The organism is Cnuella takakiae, assembly GCF_001953305.1.
GTDB lineage: Bacteria > Bacteroidota > Bacteroidia > Chitinophagales > Chitinophagaceae > Flavisolibacter > Flavisolibacter takakiae.
This window is the reverse complement of the sequence record NZ_MTFE01000010.1, coordinates 1530052-1547339: the sequence shown is the minus strand read 5'-3', so window position 1 is coordinate 1547339 and position 17288 is coordinate 1530052. Positions and strand designations below refer to the sequence as shown.

Annotated in this window: 15 protein-coding genes and 1 pseudogene; 8 read left to right on the top strand and 8 right to left on the bottom strand. The window is 51.7% G+C overall.

Annotated features, from left to right (window positions below; genetic code table 11):
* Positions 1–19: 19 nt before the first annotated feature.
* The 3 genes from BUE76_RS07020 to BUE76_RS25080 form a co-directional block, all read right to left on the bottom strand.
* On the bottom strand, positions 20–1096 hold the full coding sequence (locus BUE76_RS07020; RefSeq protein ID WP_073040501.1) for a type III polyketide synthase: 1077 nt from the start codon (positions 1094–1096) through the stop codon (positions 20–22).
* Complete coding sequence (locus BUE76_RS07015; RefSeq protein ID WP_073040503.1) at positions 1089–1955, bottom strand: UbiA family prenyltransferase; 867 nt, start codon at positions 1953–1955, stop codon at positions 1089–1091. Before BUE76_RS07015 ends, BUE76_RS07020 begins: the two co-directional genes overlap by 8 nt.
* A 168-nt stretch (positions 1956–2123) precedes the next feature.
* On the bottom strand, positions 2124–2255 hold the full coding sequence (locus BUE76_RS25080) for a phosphatidate cytidylyltransferase (RefSeq protein ID WP_394333552.1): 132 nt from the start codon (positions 2253–2255) through the stop codon (positions 2124–2126).
* On the opposite strand from BUE76_RS25080, the pseudogene BUE76_RS25455 reads away from it, so the two are divergent.
* The 3 genes and pseudogenes from BUE76_RS25455 to BUE76_RS07005 all read left to right on the top strand — a co-directional run.
* Positions 2206–2337, top strand: a pseudogene (locus BUE76_RS25455) (hypothetical protein); the annotation flags it as partial. The gene BUE76_RS25080 and the pseudogene BUE76_RS25455 overlap by 50 nt on opposite strands.
* A gap of 60 nt (positions 2338–2397) precedes the next feature.
* Positions 2398–3945 carry a YifB family Mg chelatase-like AAA ATPase gene (locus tag BUE76_RS07010; protein WP_073040505.1) on the top strand — a complete coding sequence of 516 codons (1548 nt, stop codon included), beginning with the start codon at positions 2398–2400 and terminating at the stop codon, positions 3943–3945.
* A gap of 339 nt (positions 3946–4284) precedes the next feature.
* Complete coding sequence (locus tag BUE76_RS07005) at positions 4285–6057, top strand: ABC transporter ATP-binding protein (protein WP_073040507.1); 1773 nt, start codon at positions 4285–4287, stop codon at positions 6055–6057.
* A gap of 54 nt (positions 6058–6111) precedes the next feature.
* Here BUE76_RS07005 and BUE76_RS07000 read toward each other — a convergent pair whose 3' ends face one another.
* From BUE76_RS07000 to BUE76_RS06990, 3 genes are all read right to left on the bottom strand, one after another.
* A complete protein-coding gene (locus BUE76_RS07000) occupies positions 6112–6549 on the bottom strand; it encodes a DUF2721 domain-containing protein (RefSeq protein ID WP_073040509.1) in 438 nt (145 codons plus the stop codon).
* A gap of 79 nt (positions 6550–6628) precedes the next feature.
* Positions 6629–7024 (bottom strand): response regulator, encoded by a 396-nt coding sequence (locus BUE76_RS06995; protein WP_073040511.1) that lies wholly within the window; start codon positions 7022–7024, stop codon positions 6629–6631.
* Positions 7025–7170: 146 nt separating this feature from the next.
* The gene (locus BUE76_RS06990; RefSeq protein ID WP_073040514.1) at positions 7171–8346 is read right to left on the bottom strand and encodes an acetyl-CoA C-acyltransferase; all 1176 of its coding nucleotides are present in this window, start codon (positions 8344–8346) and stop codon (positions 7171–7173) included.
* Between the two features lie 295 nt (positions 8347–8641).
* Here BUE76_RS06990 and BUE76_RS06985 point away from each other — a divergent pair, with 295 nt between their 5' ends.
* Together BUE76_RS06985 and BUE76_RS06980 are read left to right on the top strand one after the other, a co-directional pair.
* Positions 8642–9694, top strand: a complete 1053-nt coding sequence (locus BUE76_RS06985; RefSeq protein WP_073040519.1) for a quinone-dependent dihydroorotate dehydrogenase — start codon at positions 8642–8644, stop codon at positions 9692–9694.
* A 94-nt stretch (positions 9695–9788) separates the two neighbouring features.
* Positions 9789–10583 (top strand): TerC family protein, encoded by a 795-nt coding sequence (locus BUE76_RS06980; RefSeq protein ID WP_073040521.1) that lies wholly within the window; start codon positions 9789–9791, stop codon positions 10581–10583.
* A 73-nt stretch (positions 10584–10656) separates the two neighbouring features.
* Here BUE76_RS06980 and BUE76_RS06975 read toward each other — a convergent pair whose 3' ends face one another.
* Positions 10657–11352 (bottom strand): RsmE family RNA methyltransferase, encoded by a 696-nt coding sequence (locus BUE76_RS06975; RefSeq protein ID WP_073040523.1) that lies wholly within the window; start codon positions 11350–11352, stop codon positions 10657–10659.
* Between the two features lie 207 nt (positions 11353–11559).
* The gene (gene dnaB, locus BUE76_RS06970) at positions 11560–13131 is read right to left on the bottom strand and encodes a replicative DNA helicase (RefSeq protein WP_073040525.1); all 1572 of its coding nucleotides are present in this window, start codon (positions 13129–13131) and stop codon (positions 11560–11562) included.
* Positions 13132–14011: 880 nt separating this feature from the next.
* Between dnaB and pheT the strand changes: the two genes are divergently transcribed.
* The 3 genes from pheT (at position 14012) to BUE76_RS06955 (ending at position 17248) form a co-directional block, all read left to right on the top strand.
* Entirely contained in the window at positions 14012–16432 is a 2421-nt protein-coding gene (gene pheT / locus BUE76_RS06965) for a phenylalanine--tRNA ligase subunit beta (RefSeq protein ID WP_073040527.1), read from the top strand.
* 108 nt (positions 16433–16540) lie between these two features.
* Positions 16541–16828: a hypothetical protein gene (locus tag BUE76_RS06960; protein ID WP_073040530.1), complete on the top strand. Its 288-nt coding sequence runs from the start codon at positions 16541–16543 to the stop codon at positions 16826–16828.
* Positions 16829–16954: 126 nt separating this feature from the next.
* The gene (locus BUE76_RS06955; RefSeq protein WP_073040531.1) at positions 16955–17248 is read left to right on the top strand and encodes a cell division protein ZapA; all 294 of its coding nucleotides are present in this window, start codon (positions 16955–16957) and stop codon (positions 17246–17248) included.
* Positions 17249–17288 lie beyond the last annotated feature (40 nt).

Sequence of the window (17288 nt, the reverse complement as noted above, 5' to 3'; positions counted from 1 at the left end):
TTCTAATCGTCTATTTGTCTTAGCTGGTTGCCATAAAAGTTTCTACCGTAAGCCCGGGACCAAAGGCGGCGCCAAATAATTTTGCGGGCTTTTCCTGCAACATTCTTTTGAGTACAAAAAGTATGGTTGCCGACGACATATTGCCATGCTCCTGCAGCACCTGGTAAGAATGCTGCAACTGCTCTTTTTGCAAACCCACACTCTTGGTGATGGCTTCCAATATGCGTTTACCACCAGGGTGGATACACCAATGGCTGATATCTGCTTTGTTCATTTGGTGGCGCTGCAAACCGCGTTCAATGATGTCATCCAGGTCTTCTTCAATCAGTTCGGGCACATAGCCGCTGAGCGTCATGAGGAAGCCCGAAGAAGAAAGTTCCCAGGCCATATCTCGCTTGCCGTTGGGCAGCACTTCGGAATGAAAACCCGATACCTGCAAACCGCTATGTGTAGCATCGGCACCCATCATCAGTACCGCTGCACTGCCATCGCCAAAAAGAAGGGAAGATGCGATATTGTCCATGGTACCCTCGCGCTGAAAGTGCAGGGTACAGAGTTCGGTACACACAATCAACACCCGGGCATCTTTGTCGGAGCGGCAAAAAGCATCACCCAGTTTAAGAGCATGGATGGCCGCATAACAACCCATAAAGTTGACCGATGTACGCATGATGTTTTTGGGCAGGTCCAGCAGTTCCATCACCTGCAGGTCGAGGCCGGGTGCGCTCATGCCGGTACAACTCACGGTGATGAGGTGGGTAATGTCTTTTGCATGCGCCACACCTTCCAGGCAGTTGCGGATGGCATCTACCGAAAGCTGGGGGGCAAAGCGGTTGAACAGGGCCATGCGGGTTTCCAGGGAAGGGAAAGGCTCCAGGTTTTCCGTTTGCGGGTAAAACTTCCAGTCGGCAGCAGGACGGCTATAGTCGCCAATCACCGAATAACGCTGGTCGATGCCGCCCTGGCTGTACAGGAAGCGCAGCTTGCGCCGGTCCACATCGTTGCTGGCATATACCAGTTGCATAAACTGCAGGATATCGCTTTGCCGGTGACAATAGGCAGGCAGGGCCGTGCCGATGGATACGATTTTACTCAAAATGATGGATATAAATAAGGGTGCTAAAATATAGAATGGTACAGCCCGTTGCCATCAGGTTCATCCGCAGGCTGTTGGTAAAATTGGCCTGACTTCCGTCTTGCCACACCTTGCGCATCCACCAGGCAAAAAACAATACCACCGGTAAGGTGATTAACAGGAATAAAAAGAATTCGTTCAACCGGTGCTGCTGCCGGTACCAAATAAAAAGCAGGATCGCTGCCAGCAGGAACAAAAAACCACTGAATACAAAACTGCCCCGCTTACCCAGCTTGTAGCTGATGGTTTCTACTCCATCCTGTAAATCGGCTTCGTGCTGGTACACCTGCGTGAGCGGGTACAATGCGCCAATGAGCAGGCTGGCCGTAAGCAAAGGCATCCAGGACAAAGGCTGATGCACATGCTGCACTACCGCGTATTGGGTCAGCGCATAAATCCATGCTCCCTGGAAAATAAACACCACGGCAAACCCGGTCAGCGGATACCTTTTCAAACGTAGCCCACGCCAGCTATATGCCCTGGAAGCGATAATGTAGCATAATATACCCAGTGCTACCACCGGATCGAAAAACAACAAAGCGCCCATCACCGATACGGTGTCCAACACCAGGGTAGTGTAAAACAACTGCCTTGTTGGTTGCATGGGATGTGCAAGCCCGCCAATGGGTGTTTCATCCCGGTCCATATAGGAGTTGTAGCCATTACTGGCCGGGTATACCAACCCGTGCAGGATGATGCCCAACACCAGCGCCTTGGTCCAGTTCACCTCTGCCACCTCGCCCAGTGCAAACAGGTACACCGGCAGCAGGAATAGCGAGAAGTGCAACCGCAGCAGTTGGAGGGTGGAGGAATGGAGCATGGTGTAAGATAAAACCTAACGCGGCAAAAGAAAACGGAGGTTTAGGGTTTGGAGTTATGGGTTAACTGCAGCAAACAACTGTGACATTGCATGGTAATCAGAAGATACTATGGTAATGCACCGCCACCAACCCTAAACACCAAACCCCTAACTCCAAACACTTTGCTTTTACATTCTCCTGCCCCTGCGCATCAGCCAGATGATCAATGCCACCACCAGCACAATGAGGATGATGGCAGTCCAGAAACCGGCTTTAAAAATACCACCCACCACCTCGCAGGAAGATAGTGTTGTAGCCAGCGCCAGGGCTGTTATCCATAAAGAAGTTGCGTTTTTCATCTCTTCAATTTATAGTTGCTCCATGCAAATGCTTTGCCGTTAACCCCATCCTTATGCGCTTCCCCCTTTTTCTGCTATTTTCAATTTTGAATAAGGAAGAGCTATGCTGGTAAAAACTTTTGGCAGTGCGGTGTACGGCGTGGAAGCAACCACCATTACGGTGGAAGTAAATGCAATGGAAACGGCTACAGGCTACCTGATTGTGGGCCTGCCTGACAATGCTGTGAAGGAAAGCCTCCAGCGCATTGAAAGTTCGATGAAAACCAATGGTTACGACATGCCCCGCACCCGCATCGTGGTAAATATGGCGCCCGCCGACATCAAGAAGAGCGGGTCGGCATTCGATCTTACCATTGCCGCGGGCATACTGGCAGGCTCCGGGCAGATGCAGGGCGCCGAAGCGCTGGCTGGCTATGTGATCATGGGTGAGTTAAGCCTTGATGGTATTGTGCGCCCCATTAAAGGGGCATTGCCCATTGCCATACAGGCCAGAAAGGAAGGGTTCAAAGGACTGATTGTACCCAAGGCCAACGCACGTGAGGCGGGCATGGTCAACAACCTGAAAGTGTTTGGCGTGGAGCACCTCAACGAAGTGATTCAGTTTTTTGAAAGCGGGGAACAAAGCCTCCAGCCAACGATAGTGGATACCCGTGAAGAGTTCTTCAACGCGCAATACGATTTTGAAATAGACTTTTCTGATGTTAAAGGCCAGGAAAATATCAAGCGGGCACTGGAGATTGCGGCCGCCGGCGGGCACAATGCCATCCTGATTGGTCCGCCCGGTGCAGGTAAGACCATGCTGGCCAAACGCCTGCCTACCATCCTGCCGCCCTTATCGCTCCACGAGGCTTTGGAAACCACCAAGATCCACTCCGTGGCAGGCAAGCTGCCCGAAAATGCCACGCTGATTTCCAAACGTCCTTTCCGCAGCCCCCACCACACCATATCGGATGTGGCCCTGGTTGGCGGCGGCACGGTTCCGCAGCCCGGTGAAATATCGCTGGCACATAACGGTGTACTTTTTCTCGACGAGCTCCCTGAATTTAAACGCACCGTGCTGGAAGTGATGCGCCAGCCCATGGAAGAGCGCAGGGTAACGATTTCAAGGGCTAAGGTGGCGCTGGATTTTCCCGCCTCTTTCATGCTGATGGCATCCATGAACCCCTGCCCCTGCGGTTTTTACAACCACCCCGAAAAGCCATGTACCTGCCCGCCGGGTGCCGTGCAGAAATACCTGAACAAGATTTCCGGTCCGCTCCTCGATCGCATCGACCTGCACGTGGAAGTAACGCCGGTACCCTTCAGCGAGCTGTCGGCCAAGAAACCACAGGAAGCAAGTGAAGCCATCCGCGAACGGGTGATCAAGGCCCGCGAACGCCAGGCGGAACGCTACAAGGAAAGCCCGGGCACCTACTGCAATGCCCAGATGAGCGCCAAGCAGCTCCGCGATATCTGCGTCATCGACCCCATCGGCCAACGCCTCCTTAAAACCGCCATGGAACGCCTCAACCTCTCGGCCCGCGCCTACGACCGCATCCTCAAGGTTAGCCGCACCATTGCCGACCTTGCGGGTACCGAAAACATCAAACCGGAACACCTGGCAGAGGCGATCCAGTACCGGTCTTTAGATCGGGAGGGTTGGGCGGGGTAACACCCCCTGTCCCCCTAAAGGGGGAATTTAGTACATATCTACTTTCAAACAACAAAGCCACTCAGTGCGGAGTGGCTTTGTTGTTTTTTGAACCGAGCTTTTATTGTACCATGGAGCCTCGGTTGCGTCGCACACTTGTACTTACTTGCCATTATTGTACAAATGGATGGGAACGCGGATGAAACGGATTGAACGGATAAAAAAGGATATCCGTTCATATCTGTTTCATCTGTTCAATCTGTGTTCCTATCCTCTCTCGCATTAAGGATTGCGTGATAGATAAAACCACATCTGCCTAAGTTCCCCTTTCAGGGGGACAGGGGGTGTTATATTTGCTCCATGAAAATTCTGCTTCAATACTTAAAACCCCATAAATGGCTGGTGTTCCTGGTGCTGCTGCTGGCAGCCTGCAACATTGGCTTTTCCCTGATCGATCCCATCATCTTTGGCAAACTGATCAACTTTGCTTTTGCCTATACCAAGAACCCCGCAGCCTACCAGCCGTTTGCCAAGTTTTCGGGGCCGGTGCTTACCTTGTTGGGCGCCTCTATTGGTGTGGCCATGATCAGCCGGATAGCCAAGAACTTCCAGGATTACTTCCTCAGCGTAGTGGTACAGAAGTTTGGCGCCAAGGTGTTTACCGATGGCCTCCAGCATGCCATGAAACTGCCCTACCACGAGTTTGAAGACCAGCGCAGCGGCGAAACCCTTTCCATTTTGCAAAAAGTGCGCACCGATACGGAGCGCTTCATCAACTCCTTTGTCAACATCCTCTTTACCGTATTCATCGGCATTGCCATCGTTGCCATTTTTGCTTTCCGTATTCACTGGTCGCTGCCCCTGATCTATTTTGGTGGCATTGCCCTGCTGATGGTGATCTCCAACCTGCTGAGCAAAAAAGTAAAGACCATCCAAAAGACCATCGTTTCGCAAACAACCGCGCTGGCAGGCACCACCACCGAAAGCCTGCGCAACATCGAGCTGGTAAAAAGCCTGGGTCTTACGGGCCAGGAAGTGGAGCGGCTGAATAAGAACACCTATAAGATTCTTGGACTTGAACTCACCAAGGTAAAACGCATCCGGTCCATTTCATTCGTACAGGGAACCTTTGTAAATACCCTGCGGCAGGTCATTCTTTTCATGCTGATGTGGCTGGTATATGGCGGCCGTATGAATGCGGGTGAGCTTGCCACCATGCAGATCTTTTCCTTCTTTGTGTTTGGCCCCCTTCAGGAAATAGGCAATATCATTCTTACTTACCGCGAGGCCGAAGCATCGCTCAATAATTTCCAAACCCTGATGCAGAAAGCACCCGAGCCCACCCCCGCAGCGCCGGCACACCTGGGCCCCATCCGGGAGCTGCAGTTCGACCGCGTAGGCTTTCAACACCTCACGGCAAAGCATAAGGCCATCGATGGCATTTCCTTTACCGCAACATTGGGCGAAACCATTGCCTTTGTAGGCCCTTCAGGCTCGGGAAAAACTACCTTGATGAAATTGCTGGTAGGCCTCTATCGACCAAAAGAAGGCCGCATCCTTTACAATGGCATGGATGAAAATAGCATCGACTTCAACGACCTGCGGGCACAAATCGGTTTTGTAACACAGGATACACAGCTGTTTTCCGGCACCATCAAGGAAAACCTGGCCTTTGTAAACCCTGCAGCTACCGAAGATGATATCATCGATGCACTGCATAAAGCCTCCTGCCAGAACCTGCTGGAGCGGGCCGAAAAAGGTTTGGAAACGGTAATTGGTGAGGGTGGCCTGAAACTATCCGGCGGCGAAAAACAAAGGCTCTCCATTGCCCGTGCCCTGTTGCGCAAACCACGCCTGCTGATTTTTGACGAAGCCACTTCAGCACTCGATTCCCTCACCGAAGAAGAGATCAACAAAACCATCCGCAGTGTATCCTCCTCCCGCGAGCAGATCACCATCCTGATTGCCCACCGCCTCTCCACCATCATGCACGCCGACCGCATCATTGTGCTGGAACGCGGGGAGGTTGAAGAAGTAGGAACACATGATGCATTGCTGGCGCAAAAGGGTTTGTACTATGCCATGTGGCGCCAGCAAATTGGCGAGCGCAAGGAAGTAGCCGTTAAGGCATAAAGAAAAAGGCTGTAAAGGTTGTCATCCAGGATGGAAGTCATCTGGTGATGACCTTTATTCTTTTGTGCCCCATAGATCGGTAAAAATATTACCACGTTCCAATCCTTCCATATCACTCAACTCCAGTTCGAGGGCATGGGTGCTTTGAATGATTTCCACCAGTGATAATACCAGGGAGGTTAGCAGGCTCAAGAGGCTGAACGCAAATACAGTTTGCGCAAAAGCATTCCACTGGTTGTAAATGCTGTACATGGTAACCACACAGCATAAGAATGCAAACACACCAAGCCCCTGCATGTATTTAATCAGGTTGATGCGTTTGCGCAGGCTCTGTATTTGTTTGAGGATGGTGGTCTTGTCTTCCTGCTTCAGGTATTCGGTATGCAGGCTGCGCACCCGGTTGGCAATGGCCACAAAGCGGTTGGTATAAGCCAGCAGCAAAAGAGAAATGGCCGGGAACAATAACGCAGGTGTATTGAAAGTAAGTTCCATGCCGTGAAGTTAAGCCAAGCCACCGGGCAATGGGGACAACGGAGTGCCACAAAAAATGGGAGCTTTTGGCTCCCATTCGTTATGCAAGGTAAGGTTGTAGTTGTTGTACGATCTCCTGCCACTCGGCATGGGTATCGGGCTTGGTCAGAAATTGAGAAGCACCCAAACGCTTACATACTTCAATATCCAGCTTGCTGGTAGAAGTGGTTACAATCACTACAGGTATGTGCCGGAATTGGGGATCGTTTTTGAGTTTCTGCAAAGTTTGTCGGCCATCCATCTCGGGCATGTTCAGGTCCAGTACAATCAATGCGGGCATTGCTCCGTCGCTTTGCTGGAGGTATTCAATAGCCTGGCGGCCATTATCAACAAATTCAATTTGCAAGGGAAAATCCAGTGTCTCCCATGCTTCTATGATCCAGGCCTTGTCGTCCAGATCATCATCAGCGTATAAAACCTTCTTTTTTTCCTCCACAGCAGTTCGGGTTTGGTAGCTTTTTAGGAATCTTGGTTGCGGAGTACGGTATGCTTTCTTGTACTCAGCAATTGTTCATTGCGACAAATTAACAGCAATTAAAACATATAGAAAAAGTAATTATCACATAGTTTATCCCCAATTCCTCACATACGCTCAATAATTCCGGCAATACCTTGGCCGCCACCAACGCAAGCCGTTACCATACCATACTTTTTGCCCAGCCTTTTTAAATCGCTGAGCAACTGGATGGTAAGCTTGGCACCGGTGCAACCCAACGGATGCCCCAAGGCAATGGCACCGCCGTTAATATTTACTTTTTCCGGATCAAGACCCGCCTCGCGAATAACGGCAAGCGACTGCGAAGCAAAAGCTTCGTTCAGTTCTACCAGATCAATGTCGCCCAGGTTTTTACCTGCCTGCTCCAGTGCCTTTGGAATGGCCGCCACGGGGCCAATACCCATGATGCGGGGATGCACACCCGCAGAAACACAACTTACCAGCCGGCCAATGGGTTGGATACCCAGTTTATGAACCATCCGTTCGCTCATCACCAGCACAAAGGCAGCTCCATCCGAGGTTTGCGAAGAGTTGCCCGCCGTAACCACGCCTCCGTTGGCAAAAACAGGTTTCAGTTTCGACAAAGCCTCCACCGAAGTATCGGCACGGGGGCCTTCATCGGTATCTACCACGTAGTTGCGCTTTTGCTTTTTGCCCCTTTCATCAAGGTACACTTCTTCCACGTTTATGGGCAGGATGCCTTCTTTGAAATAACCGTTTTGAATGGCACCCAAGGCCTTCTGGTGCGAATGGTAGGCAAAAGCATCCTGGTCTTCGCGGCTCACCTTATATTCTTTAGCCACCGCTTCGGCAGTAAGGCCCATGCTCAGGTAATAATCGGGTTCGTCTTTGGCAATGGAATAGGCCGGTACGGTTTTCCAGCCGGCAGTGGGTACCATGCTCATGCTTTCGGTGCCGCCGGCAACAATAACATCGGCCATACCCATGCGGATCTTGGCGGTAGCAATGGCGATGGTTTCCAGCCCGGAAGCACAGTAGCGGTTTACCGTCATTCCCGGCACTTCAAAACCAAGGGCACGGGCAGCAATGATGCGACCCACCTGCAAACCCTGCTCAGCTTCCGGAACGGCATTGCCCACAATCACATCATCCACCTGCTGCTTTTCCAGCTGCGGCACCGATGCCAGCAGGCCCTGGATCACTTCAATGGCCAGGTCGTCGGGGCGGAAAAACCGGAACCCCCCGCGTTTGGCCTTGCCCACCGCGGTACGGAAACCGGCAACGATATATGCTTCCTGCATAGTTGTAAGGGTTTAAGAAATGAATTTAGGAAAAATAGTTAGCTAAACAACTAACTGCAGATTTGTACCATTTGAAATGACTGGTATGACTACTGAGCAGTAGTTGCAAACTGGTATTGCCATGAGCAGCTTACATAAGGGTTAGCCATTCAAACTTACTTTACGCTCTTCAGGAGCTTGAACCAGGAGCAACAATCCGCATTGAAACAATGATGCAACACCAGGCATTTACAATAAGATCATACAAATCATTTCAAATGGTACAAATCTGCGGTTCTTATCTTCGCTCCCCGATATGTATTCCCTCATACGCAAGATATTCTTCCAGCTGGAACCCGAGCAGGCGCACTACACCGCCATGAACCTGTTGCAAACCCTGCGCAAGCTGCCGGGCGGCAAAAACACCATCCACCGCATCTTCCGGGCACCGCAAAAAGGGCTGCAGAAGCATGTATTTGGCCTATCGTTCCGCAACCCGGTAGGCCTGGGTGCCGGCTTCGATAAAAACGCCCGATACCTCGAAGAACTGGATGCTTTGGGTTTTGGCTTTGTAGAAATTGGTACCGTTACCCCCCTGCCCCAGGAAGGCAATGAAAAGCCCCGCCTTTTCCGTCTCGTTGAAGACCGGGCCCTCATCAACCGGATGGGCTTTAATAACGAAGGCGTGGAAGTGATTGCCCGCAGGCTGCGCAACTGGCGCCTCAACGGCAAACCCCTCAACCCTGCCGCCAAACTCCTGGTAGGTGGCAACATCGGCAAAAACAAGGTAACCCCCAACGAGGAGGCCTGGAAAGACTACGAGATCTGCTTCCGTGCGCTCCATGCCTATGTCGACTTCTTTGTAGTGAATGTATCCTCGCCCAATACGCCGGGGCTCCGGGCCTTGCAGGAAAAAGACGCGTTGCACAAGATCCTTACCCACCTGCAGGCGCTCAACAAAGGCTTTGCGGTGCAGCGCCCCATCCTGTTGAAAATTGCCCCCGACCTGGAGTGGAGCCAGATTGATGATGTGATTGCCCTTGCCCGCGAGATAAAACTGGATGGACTTGTTGCCACCAATACTACCATCAGCCGGTCCGGGTTGCAAACACCTGCTGCTGCACTCGAACAGATTGGTGCAGGTGGCCTCAGTGGCGCTCCGCTGAAAGAAAGAGCTACCGAAGTAGTTCAATACCTGTGCAGTCAGCTGAAGGGCGAAATACCCGTAATTGCTTCCGGTGGCATTTTTACTGCTGCCGATGCCCGCGAAAAACTGGCCACAGGTGCCGCGCTTTGCGAGGTGTGGACCGGTTTTATCTATGAAGGTCCGGCAATTGTACAACAGATATGTAAAGGCCTGGCAAGGTAAGCGCCGACACGGGATAACCATCATAAGTTACCGGGTGCGGGTAGTGCCCTTGCAGGACTTTCCCTTTTGCATGATCACTACCTAACCCACGGCCATGGACCAACTTTTCACGCTTGACAATATCATTTCGCTTTTTACCCTGGCAAGCCTCGAGGTGATCCTGGGTATTGACAACGTCATTTTTGTTTCCATTATCATGGGGCGCCTCCACCCCAGTAAACAACTCAGTGCCCGCAGGCTGTGGATGCTTACCGGTATCGGTGTGCGGGTTTTCCTGCTGTTCTGCCTGAGCTGGCTGGTACAGCAAAAAGGCCGGCCTGTATTTACCTTGTTCGGTAAGGGTTTCGACCTCGCCAGCTTGGTAATGCTGGCAGGCGGCCTGTTCCTGTTATACAAAACGGTAAAGGAAATACACCACAAGCTGGAAGGTGACGAGGTAGCGCTGGAAATCAATGCCACTAAAAAAGCATCTTCCTTTGGCGCGGCCATCTTCCAGATTATGCTGGTGGATATGGTATTTTCTTTCGACAGTATGATCACTGCGGTGGGTATTGCCAAAAACATCTGGATCATGATCATTGCCGTGGTGATAGCCATGGTGATCATGTTCCTGTTCAGCCTGCATATTGCCGCCTTTATCAACAAACACCCAACTTTCAAAATGCTGGCACTTTCCTTCCTGGTGCTGGTATCGGTAGTGCTGTTGATGGAAGGCTGGAACGCCGATCAGGCGCACCAGCTGCACCTGAAGAATTATGTGTATTTCGCTATGGCTTTCTCTTTTGGCGTGGAACTGTTGAATATGAAAATGCGGAAAAGGGAAACCTTACCCGTGGAACTGCGCCAGCCCAGGATGCAGCAAGCCAATATGGATGATGTGGCGCATTGAGGCGCAATAATCAGGATAGATATTATAAATACACCTGACAGGTTTTGAAACCCTGTCAGGTGTATTTAGCTTTTTATAAACTACCCATCCGCAGGATGGTAGCAGCTACCATCCCTGCCGTTTCAGTACGCAGGCGGGTATTGCCCAGAGCCACCGGCCGGAAGCCCTGCTCCATGGCAGCTTCAATTTCGGCGGGCGTAAAATCGCCTTCCGGGCCAATCAGGATAATGGAGGAACGGTTGCCTGCTACCTGCACCAGTTGCTGTTTATCCCATTCCAGGCAGTGCGCAATAAATTTGTCTGCGGCATTGCTTAATCTTACCACCTTGTCAAAAGCTACGGGCTCCTGCAGTACCGGCATCCAGCTTTGCTGCGATTGCAGCAGGGCACTTACCAGTATGTTTTGTAAACGGTCCAGCCGGAACTTGTCCTTTTCCGTACGGTCGCACAGCAGGGGAATGATTTCCGACACGCCGATCTCCGCGGCTTTTTCCAAAAACCATTCGATGCGGGCATTGTTCTTTGTCAGGGAAATGGCAATGGTAATGCGTGGCTCCACCTCCGCTTCAAAACTGCGGTTCAGCACCCGCACTGCGCAACGCTTTCGGTGATCGTCTTCAATAACTGCGGTTGCCTTGGTACCACGTCCATCGGTCAGTACCAACTCCTCGCCCACTTTCATCCGCAGCACACCCGTGATGTGCTTGGAGGTATCTTCATCCAGAACGATGAGGGAAGGGGAAATGTCTGCAACAAAGAAGTACCGCATGAACCGGTGATTTACAGGATTTTTAAAGGATTAATAAGAACGTGGTGCGAAGGTACTAACAGGGAGTTACAAGATTGGATTGCCAGACATTGAACACAGCTCCATTTATGGTTTAAATAAAACACCCACGTGGTTAAGCGTGGGTGCCAAATCAAATACGGACTGCCTTTTTCCTATTAATCCTTTAAAAATCCTGCAAATCACCGGTTAAAAGGGATCATCATCATCCCCCAGGTCATTCATCTTGCTGCTCGTCTGGATAAACATCCGGGCACCGCCGCCGTTGGCGCCGCCACCACCGTCCTGAACGGGTTTCCAGTTGGAGGGCAGGTTGTTGCCACCAAAGCTGTCGCCCGCCGAATCATCATAGAAGCGTTGGATCTCGAGGCGGGCCCGCAGCACGATGGTTTCGAGCGAACCGTTACGGTGCTTGGCAATACGGAGGTGGGTTTCTCCTTTTACGCTTTCACCCATTTCGTTTTGCGCCACATCGTAGTAGTCGGGGCGGTAAATAAAGCATACCATGTCGGCATCCTGTTCGATGGCACCCGATTCACGAAGGTCGGAGAGCTGGGGCATCTTGTTGCCGTCTTTACGTTTTTCCACTTCCCGGCTTAACTGCGACAGGGCGATTACCGGTACCTGCAGTTCTTTAGCCAGGCCCTTCAGCGAGCGGGAGATGGTTGAAATTTCCTGTTCGCGGTTGGAGCCCTTATCACCGGTACCACTCATCAGCTGCAGGTAGTCGATGATGATCATACCAATGTTGTTCTGCGTTTTCAAACGGCGGCACTTGGCACGCAGTTCAAATACGTTCAAACCGGCCGAGTCGTCGAGGAAGATGGGCGCCTGCGCCAGCTTCTGAATACCCTTGGCATACAGCTGCTTCATTTCGTGCTCTTCCATCTTACCGCGGGATATCTTTTCCAGCCAGATCTCACTTTCTGCCGAAAGAATTCGCGACACCAGCTGTGCCGCACCCATTTCAAGCGAGAATACCGCCACCGGCGTGGGCCTTGTGGGGTGCAGGGCCGCGTTGCGTGCAAGGTTGAGGGCGAAGGCCGTTTTACCTACCGCGGGACGGGCAGCGAGGATGATCAAGTCGGTATTTTGCCAGCCGTAAGTAACCTTGTCCAGGGCAGGAAAACCGCTCGGCACACCCGTAATGTCTTCATTACGGTGGCGGAGGTCTTCGATACGCTGGATGGTTTTTACCAGTACGGAGTCAATCGATTCGTAGTTGTTCTTGAGGTGTTTGTTGGTTACATCATACATCTTGCTTTCCGCCGAGTTCAGCAACTCGAATACATCGGTGCTGTCTTCGTAAGCTTCCTGGATGATTTCGCCCGAAATGCGGATCAGTTCGCGCTGAATGAACTTTTGGAGGATGATGCGGGCGTGTGCCTCGATGTTGGCCGACGACACCACGCTGTTGGTAAGCTTGGTAACATAATAAGGACCGCCAATCATTTCCAGCTCCTCGCGGAAACGAAGTTCTTCCACCACCGTCAGGATATCAATGGGCTGGCTTTTATTGGCCAGTCCCTGGATGGCGCGAAAGATCCGCTGGTGGGCGTCCACGTAAAAACATTCGGCTTTCAGAATTTCGATCACCACGTCGAAGGCGCCTTTTTCAAGCATGATGGCACCCAGCACGGCCTCCTCCAGTTCTTTGCTCTGGGGCGGCACTTTGCCGTAAACCATGGTGCTCAGGTCAACCGCAGGCTTGTTGCGTTTGCCTTGCTTCCGGTCCTGATTGAGTTTAGAAAGATCTAACATGTGCTTACTATATTATTGCTGCCCGTGGGCAGTAGATGTTTATCGGTGCTAAAGGAAAGGCCTGTTTCCAGCCGCGGTGAAAGGGCATTTACCCGTCCGGCCGGTCTGCTAAGGTACGCCGCCCTTTTTCGGTATCCGGTATCGTCCCTGGTCTTAATCCGCACATTTACCGCACAGGATATACACATTTAAACCAATACTTATACACGCTGCAGCCAACTGCAAAATTCCAAAGATTTTAGCAAGCCTCCTTCTTTGTGGACAAATAAAAGGCCGGATTCTGGCACATTAACTCCGCCGTTTTAAATAGCAGAACCTGGCGCATGGTTGCCACCGGTTAAAGGCGCAAGTGGATTTGGGAGGAAAGAAAAAGGGGTGTTGAAAAAAAGAAATTGCCCCAACAAGGAAACTTTCGCACCCAACCAGGACCAGCTGGCAGGAACTATTTGTTCTTTTATAAAAAGCAAATACCCTGGACGCTAAATCAAGCAGGAATAATTGCAATCTATTATGCCCACGAATGACGGCATCTCCCTCAGTTCTTCGGAGTACCTGTATACCGAAGGAGATGCTGAAACAAGTTCAGCATGACAGTATCCGGGTTCACCATCATGCCGTCGTCGGGGCCTCTCCTGCAATCTTAGAAGTACCTGTGTAATGAAGGGGATGCTGCAACAAGTTTGGCATGACAGACCTTGGCAATACGGTACCTGTTATCTCAAATTGCCAGTACAGTTCTACCACTCAGGCAATTAGCCGCCTTGAAGTTTGTATAAAAGAATCCACCACAGCCTACTCTTTCGCGTTTCCCGCGGTTCGGTCCGCACCATTGCTCCCGCTGCCGCCCTATCTTTGCCACCCACAGAAATTTTTTGGACCAATGACCATTTCCTACAACTGGCTGAGCGACTATTTACCGGTAAGCATTGAACCCGAAAGGCTTTCCCGCATCCTTACTTCCATTGGTTTGGAAGTGGAAAGCATGGAGCCTTTTGAAGCAGTAAAGGGCGGCCTGCAGGGACTGGTGATTGGCGAAGTGCTGGAAGCCGTGCAGCACCCCAATGCCGATAAGTTGCGCCTTACAAAGGTGGCTGTAGGCGGTTCCGAACCCCTCCGCATTGTGTGCGGCGCGCCCAACGTTGCCGCTGGCCAGAAAGTGGTAGTAGCCACCGTGGGTACCACCATCTACCCCGCCAACGGCGAGCCCATGACGATGAAGCTGGCTAAAATACGCGGTGAGGAAAGCCAGGGTATGATTTGCGCCGAAGACGAAATTGGCCTCGGCGATTCGCATGCCGGCATCCTGGTGCTGCCCGCCGACACGCCTGTGGGCATTTCCGCTGCCGAATATTTCAAGCCTTATTCCGATATCATATTTGAAATAGGCCTCACGCCCAACCGAATGGACGCTATGAGCCACCAGGGTGTGGCTCGCGATGTATGTGCCTACCTCAGCCACCACGACCGCAAGGATTTTAAACCAAAAACACCTGCTGTCAACTTTAAAGTGGACAGCAAGGCCTTGCAGGTTGCGGTAAAGGTAGAAGCTACTGAAGCCTGCCCCCGTTATTCAGGGGTGTGCATCAGCGGCATCCAGGTGGCACCTTCGCCCAAGTGGCTGCAGGACCGCCTCAAAGCCATCGGCCTGCGTCCTATCAATAATATTGTAGACATCACCAACTATATCCAGCACGAAACCGGCCAGCCGCTTCATGCTTTTGATTTCGACCAGATTGAAGGCGGACAGGTGGTGGTAAAAACCCTGCCCGAGGGTACGCCCTTTGTTACACTGGATGAAAAAGAACGCAGGCTGAGCGCCGAAGACCTGATGATCTGCAACGCCACCGAAGGCATGTGTATCGCAGGTGTTTTTGGCGGTTTGAAATCGGGTGTAACAGACAACACTACCCATATTTTCCTGGAAAGCGCCTGTTTCGAAGGCATCGGCATTCGCAAAACCTCGTTCCGCCATGGGCTGCGTACCGATGCGGCCACCCGTTTTGAAAAAGGCGTGGACATTTCGGGTACCGTGAACGTGTTGAAGCGTGCCGCAGCCCTGATCAAAGAAGTGGCTGGTGGTGCCATTGCCTCGGAAGTGATCGACATTTACCCCGATCCCAAACCCAGGCAACAGCTCATTTTCAAATACCAGTACCTCAAAAAACTGAGTGGCAAAAACTACCACCCCGACGCAGTAAAAACCATCCTGCAAAGCCTGGGCTTTACCATCATGCGCGAAGACATGGACGGCCTGTTCCTGGAAGTGCCTTACCACAAACACGATGTGAGCATTCCTGCTGATATCGTGGAGGAAATCCTGCGCATCGATGGGTTGGACAATATCGAAATCCCACAGGCCATCCGCCTTTCCCCCGCCGTTGAGCGCGACCAGAAAAGCGATGCCCTGAAGGAAAAATGGGCTTCGATGCTGGTGGGTTTGGGTTTCAATGAAATACTGACCAACTCCATAACCAACTCCAAATACTTTGGCGAAGGCCAGCTGGAAAATACCGTGAAGCTGCTCAACAACCTGAGCTCTGAGCTGGACGTGCTGCGCCCCGCCATGCTGCCCACGGCCCTGGAAGTGATTGCCCACAACATCAACCGCAAGAACAGCGACCTGCAGTTCTTTGAATGGGGCAAAACCTACAAAACCGAAGGCGTTGGCAACTACACTGAAAAAGATCATTTCTGCCTTTACCTTACCGGCAACCGCCAGCAGGCAGGCTGGAAGGGCAAGGCTGTGGCAACCGATATTTATTTCCTGAAAGGGGTGGTGGAAGCCCTCCTCCAGGCATCGGGCCTCAAAGTGGTATGGGAAAAATATGACAGCCCCCATTTCGATGGCGCCATCACCGGCACAGTAGGGAGCAAGCAACTGATTAAGCTGGGCAGGGTGTCGGCGAAAACCGCTAAGTCTTTCGATGTAAAAGGAGCGGTTTTCTTTGCCAACCTCGACTGGAACGGCATCCTCAAAGCTTATGGTAAGGTAAAAACCGGCTTCCGTGAAATTCCCAAGTTCCCGTCTGTGGAGCGCGACCTGGCCCTTGTAGTAGCCAAGGATTTGAAATACGAAGCCATCACCGGCGCTTTGGGCAAGCTGCGCCTGGGCAAGCTCCAGGATGTACGCCTCTTCGACGTGTTTGAAAGCGAGAAGCTGGGTGCCGGCAAAAAGTCGATGGCCGTAAACTTTACTTTCCTGGACGAAGAGAAAACCCTCACCGACAAGGAAATTGACGGCTGGATGAACAAGATCATGACCACGCTGGAGCAGGAACTGGGTGCGGAAGTGAGGAAGTAAGGAATAGACGACAGACCACAGACGATGGACAACGAATGGTCGTCTGTGGTCTGTCGTCCGTAGTCCGTCGTCCTCCCCCAACCTTAATGACACAAAATATTTACAACAGTGACACCACTTGACCAACAAATAGCCGCCATCACCGACAAGGTGCAACAACTGCTGCGGCAGCAGGCTAAGCTGAAAAAGGAAAACGAACGCCTGCAGGAAGAACTGGAAGCCTGCCGCAACAGCGAAAAAACACAGGTGGACATGATCACCCAACTGGAGCAAAGGGTTGCCATCCTCAAATTTGCCGCCGGCGACCTGCCCGAAGCGGACAAAAAAGAATTTGACAAGGTGATCAACAGCTATATCCGGGATATAGACAAGGTGATTGCTTTTTTGAGTCAGTAAGTGGAAGTCCGGAAAGTCGGAAGTCGGAAAAGACAGAAGACCGGCCCGGTACAAACCATTTTTACTGCAGTACTATTTTTAAACGTCTTTCCGGACTTTCCGGACCATCAACTTTTCGGACTTACCATGGAACTCATCCCTACCAACCTCGTTATCGGCGACCGCACCTACCGCGTACGCATCCAACCCCAGGATGAAGAAGTGGTGCGCCGCACCATTAAAAGAGTGAACGATAAACTTATTGAATTCAAAACCAGCTTTGCCGGTAAGGACATGCAGGACTATATCGCCATGGTGCTGATTTGGCTGGCCACGGAGCAGGGCACGCCTGAGGCGGCAGCCAATGTGCAGACCGAGCAGCTTTCCGCAAGGCTGCAGGCCTTGGAACAAATGATTGAGGGTTCACTGGATAAGGAATAATGCCATACCTAACAGGTCTTGGAGACCTGTTAGGTATGGG

Coding starts and splice junctions, on each gene's coding strand:
- BUE76_RS07015 (WP_073040503.1), bottom strand. CDS start 1,955: ATGCTCCATTCCTCCACCCTCCAACTGCTGCGGTTGCACTTCTCGCTA.
- BUE76_RS07010 (WP_073040505.1), top strand. CDS start 2,398: ATGCTGGTAAAAACTTTTGGCAGTGCGGTGTACGGCGTGGAAGCAACC.
- BUE76_RS07005 (WP_073040507.1), top strand. CDS start 4,285: ATGAAAATTCTGCTTCAATACTTAAAACCCCATAAATGGCTGGTGTTC.
- BUE76_RS07000 (WP_073040509.1), bottom strand. CDS start 6,549: ATGGAACTTACTTTCAATACACCTGCGTTATTGTTCCCGGCCATTTCT.
- BUE76_RS06990 (WP_073040514.1), bottom strand. CDS start 8,346: ATGCAGGAAGCATATATCGTTGCCGGTTTCCGTACCGCGGTGGGCAAG.
- BUE76_RS06985 (WP_073040519.1), top strand. CDS start 8,642: ATGTATTCCCTCATACGCAAGATATTCTTCCAGCTGGAACCCGAGCAG.
- BUE76_RS06980 (WP_073040521.1), top strand. CDS start 9,789: ATGGACCAACTTTTCACGCTTGACAATATCATTTCGCTTTTTACCCTG.
- BUE76_RS06975 (WP_073040523.1), bottom strand. CDS start 11,352: ATGCGGTACTTCTTTGTTGCAGACATTTCCCCTTCCCTCATCGTTCTG.
- dnaB (WP_073040525.1), bottom strand. CDS start 13,131: ATGTTAGATCTTTCTAAACTCAATCAGGACCGGAAGCAAGGCAAACGC.
- pheT (WP_073040527.1), top strand. CDS start 14,012: ATGACCATTTCCTACAACTGGCTGAGCGACTATTTACCGGTAAGCATT.
- BUE76_RS06955 (WP_073040531.1), top strand. CDS start 16,955: ATGGAACTCATCCCTACCAACCTCGTTATCGGCGACCGCACCTACCGC.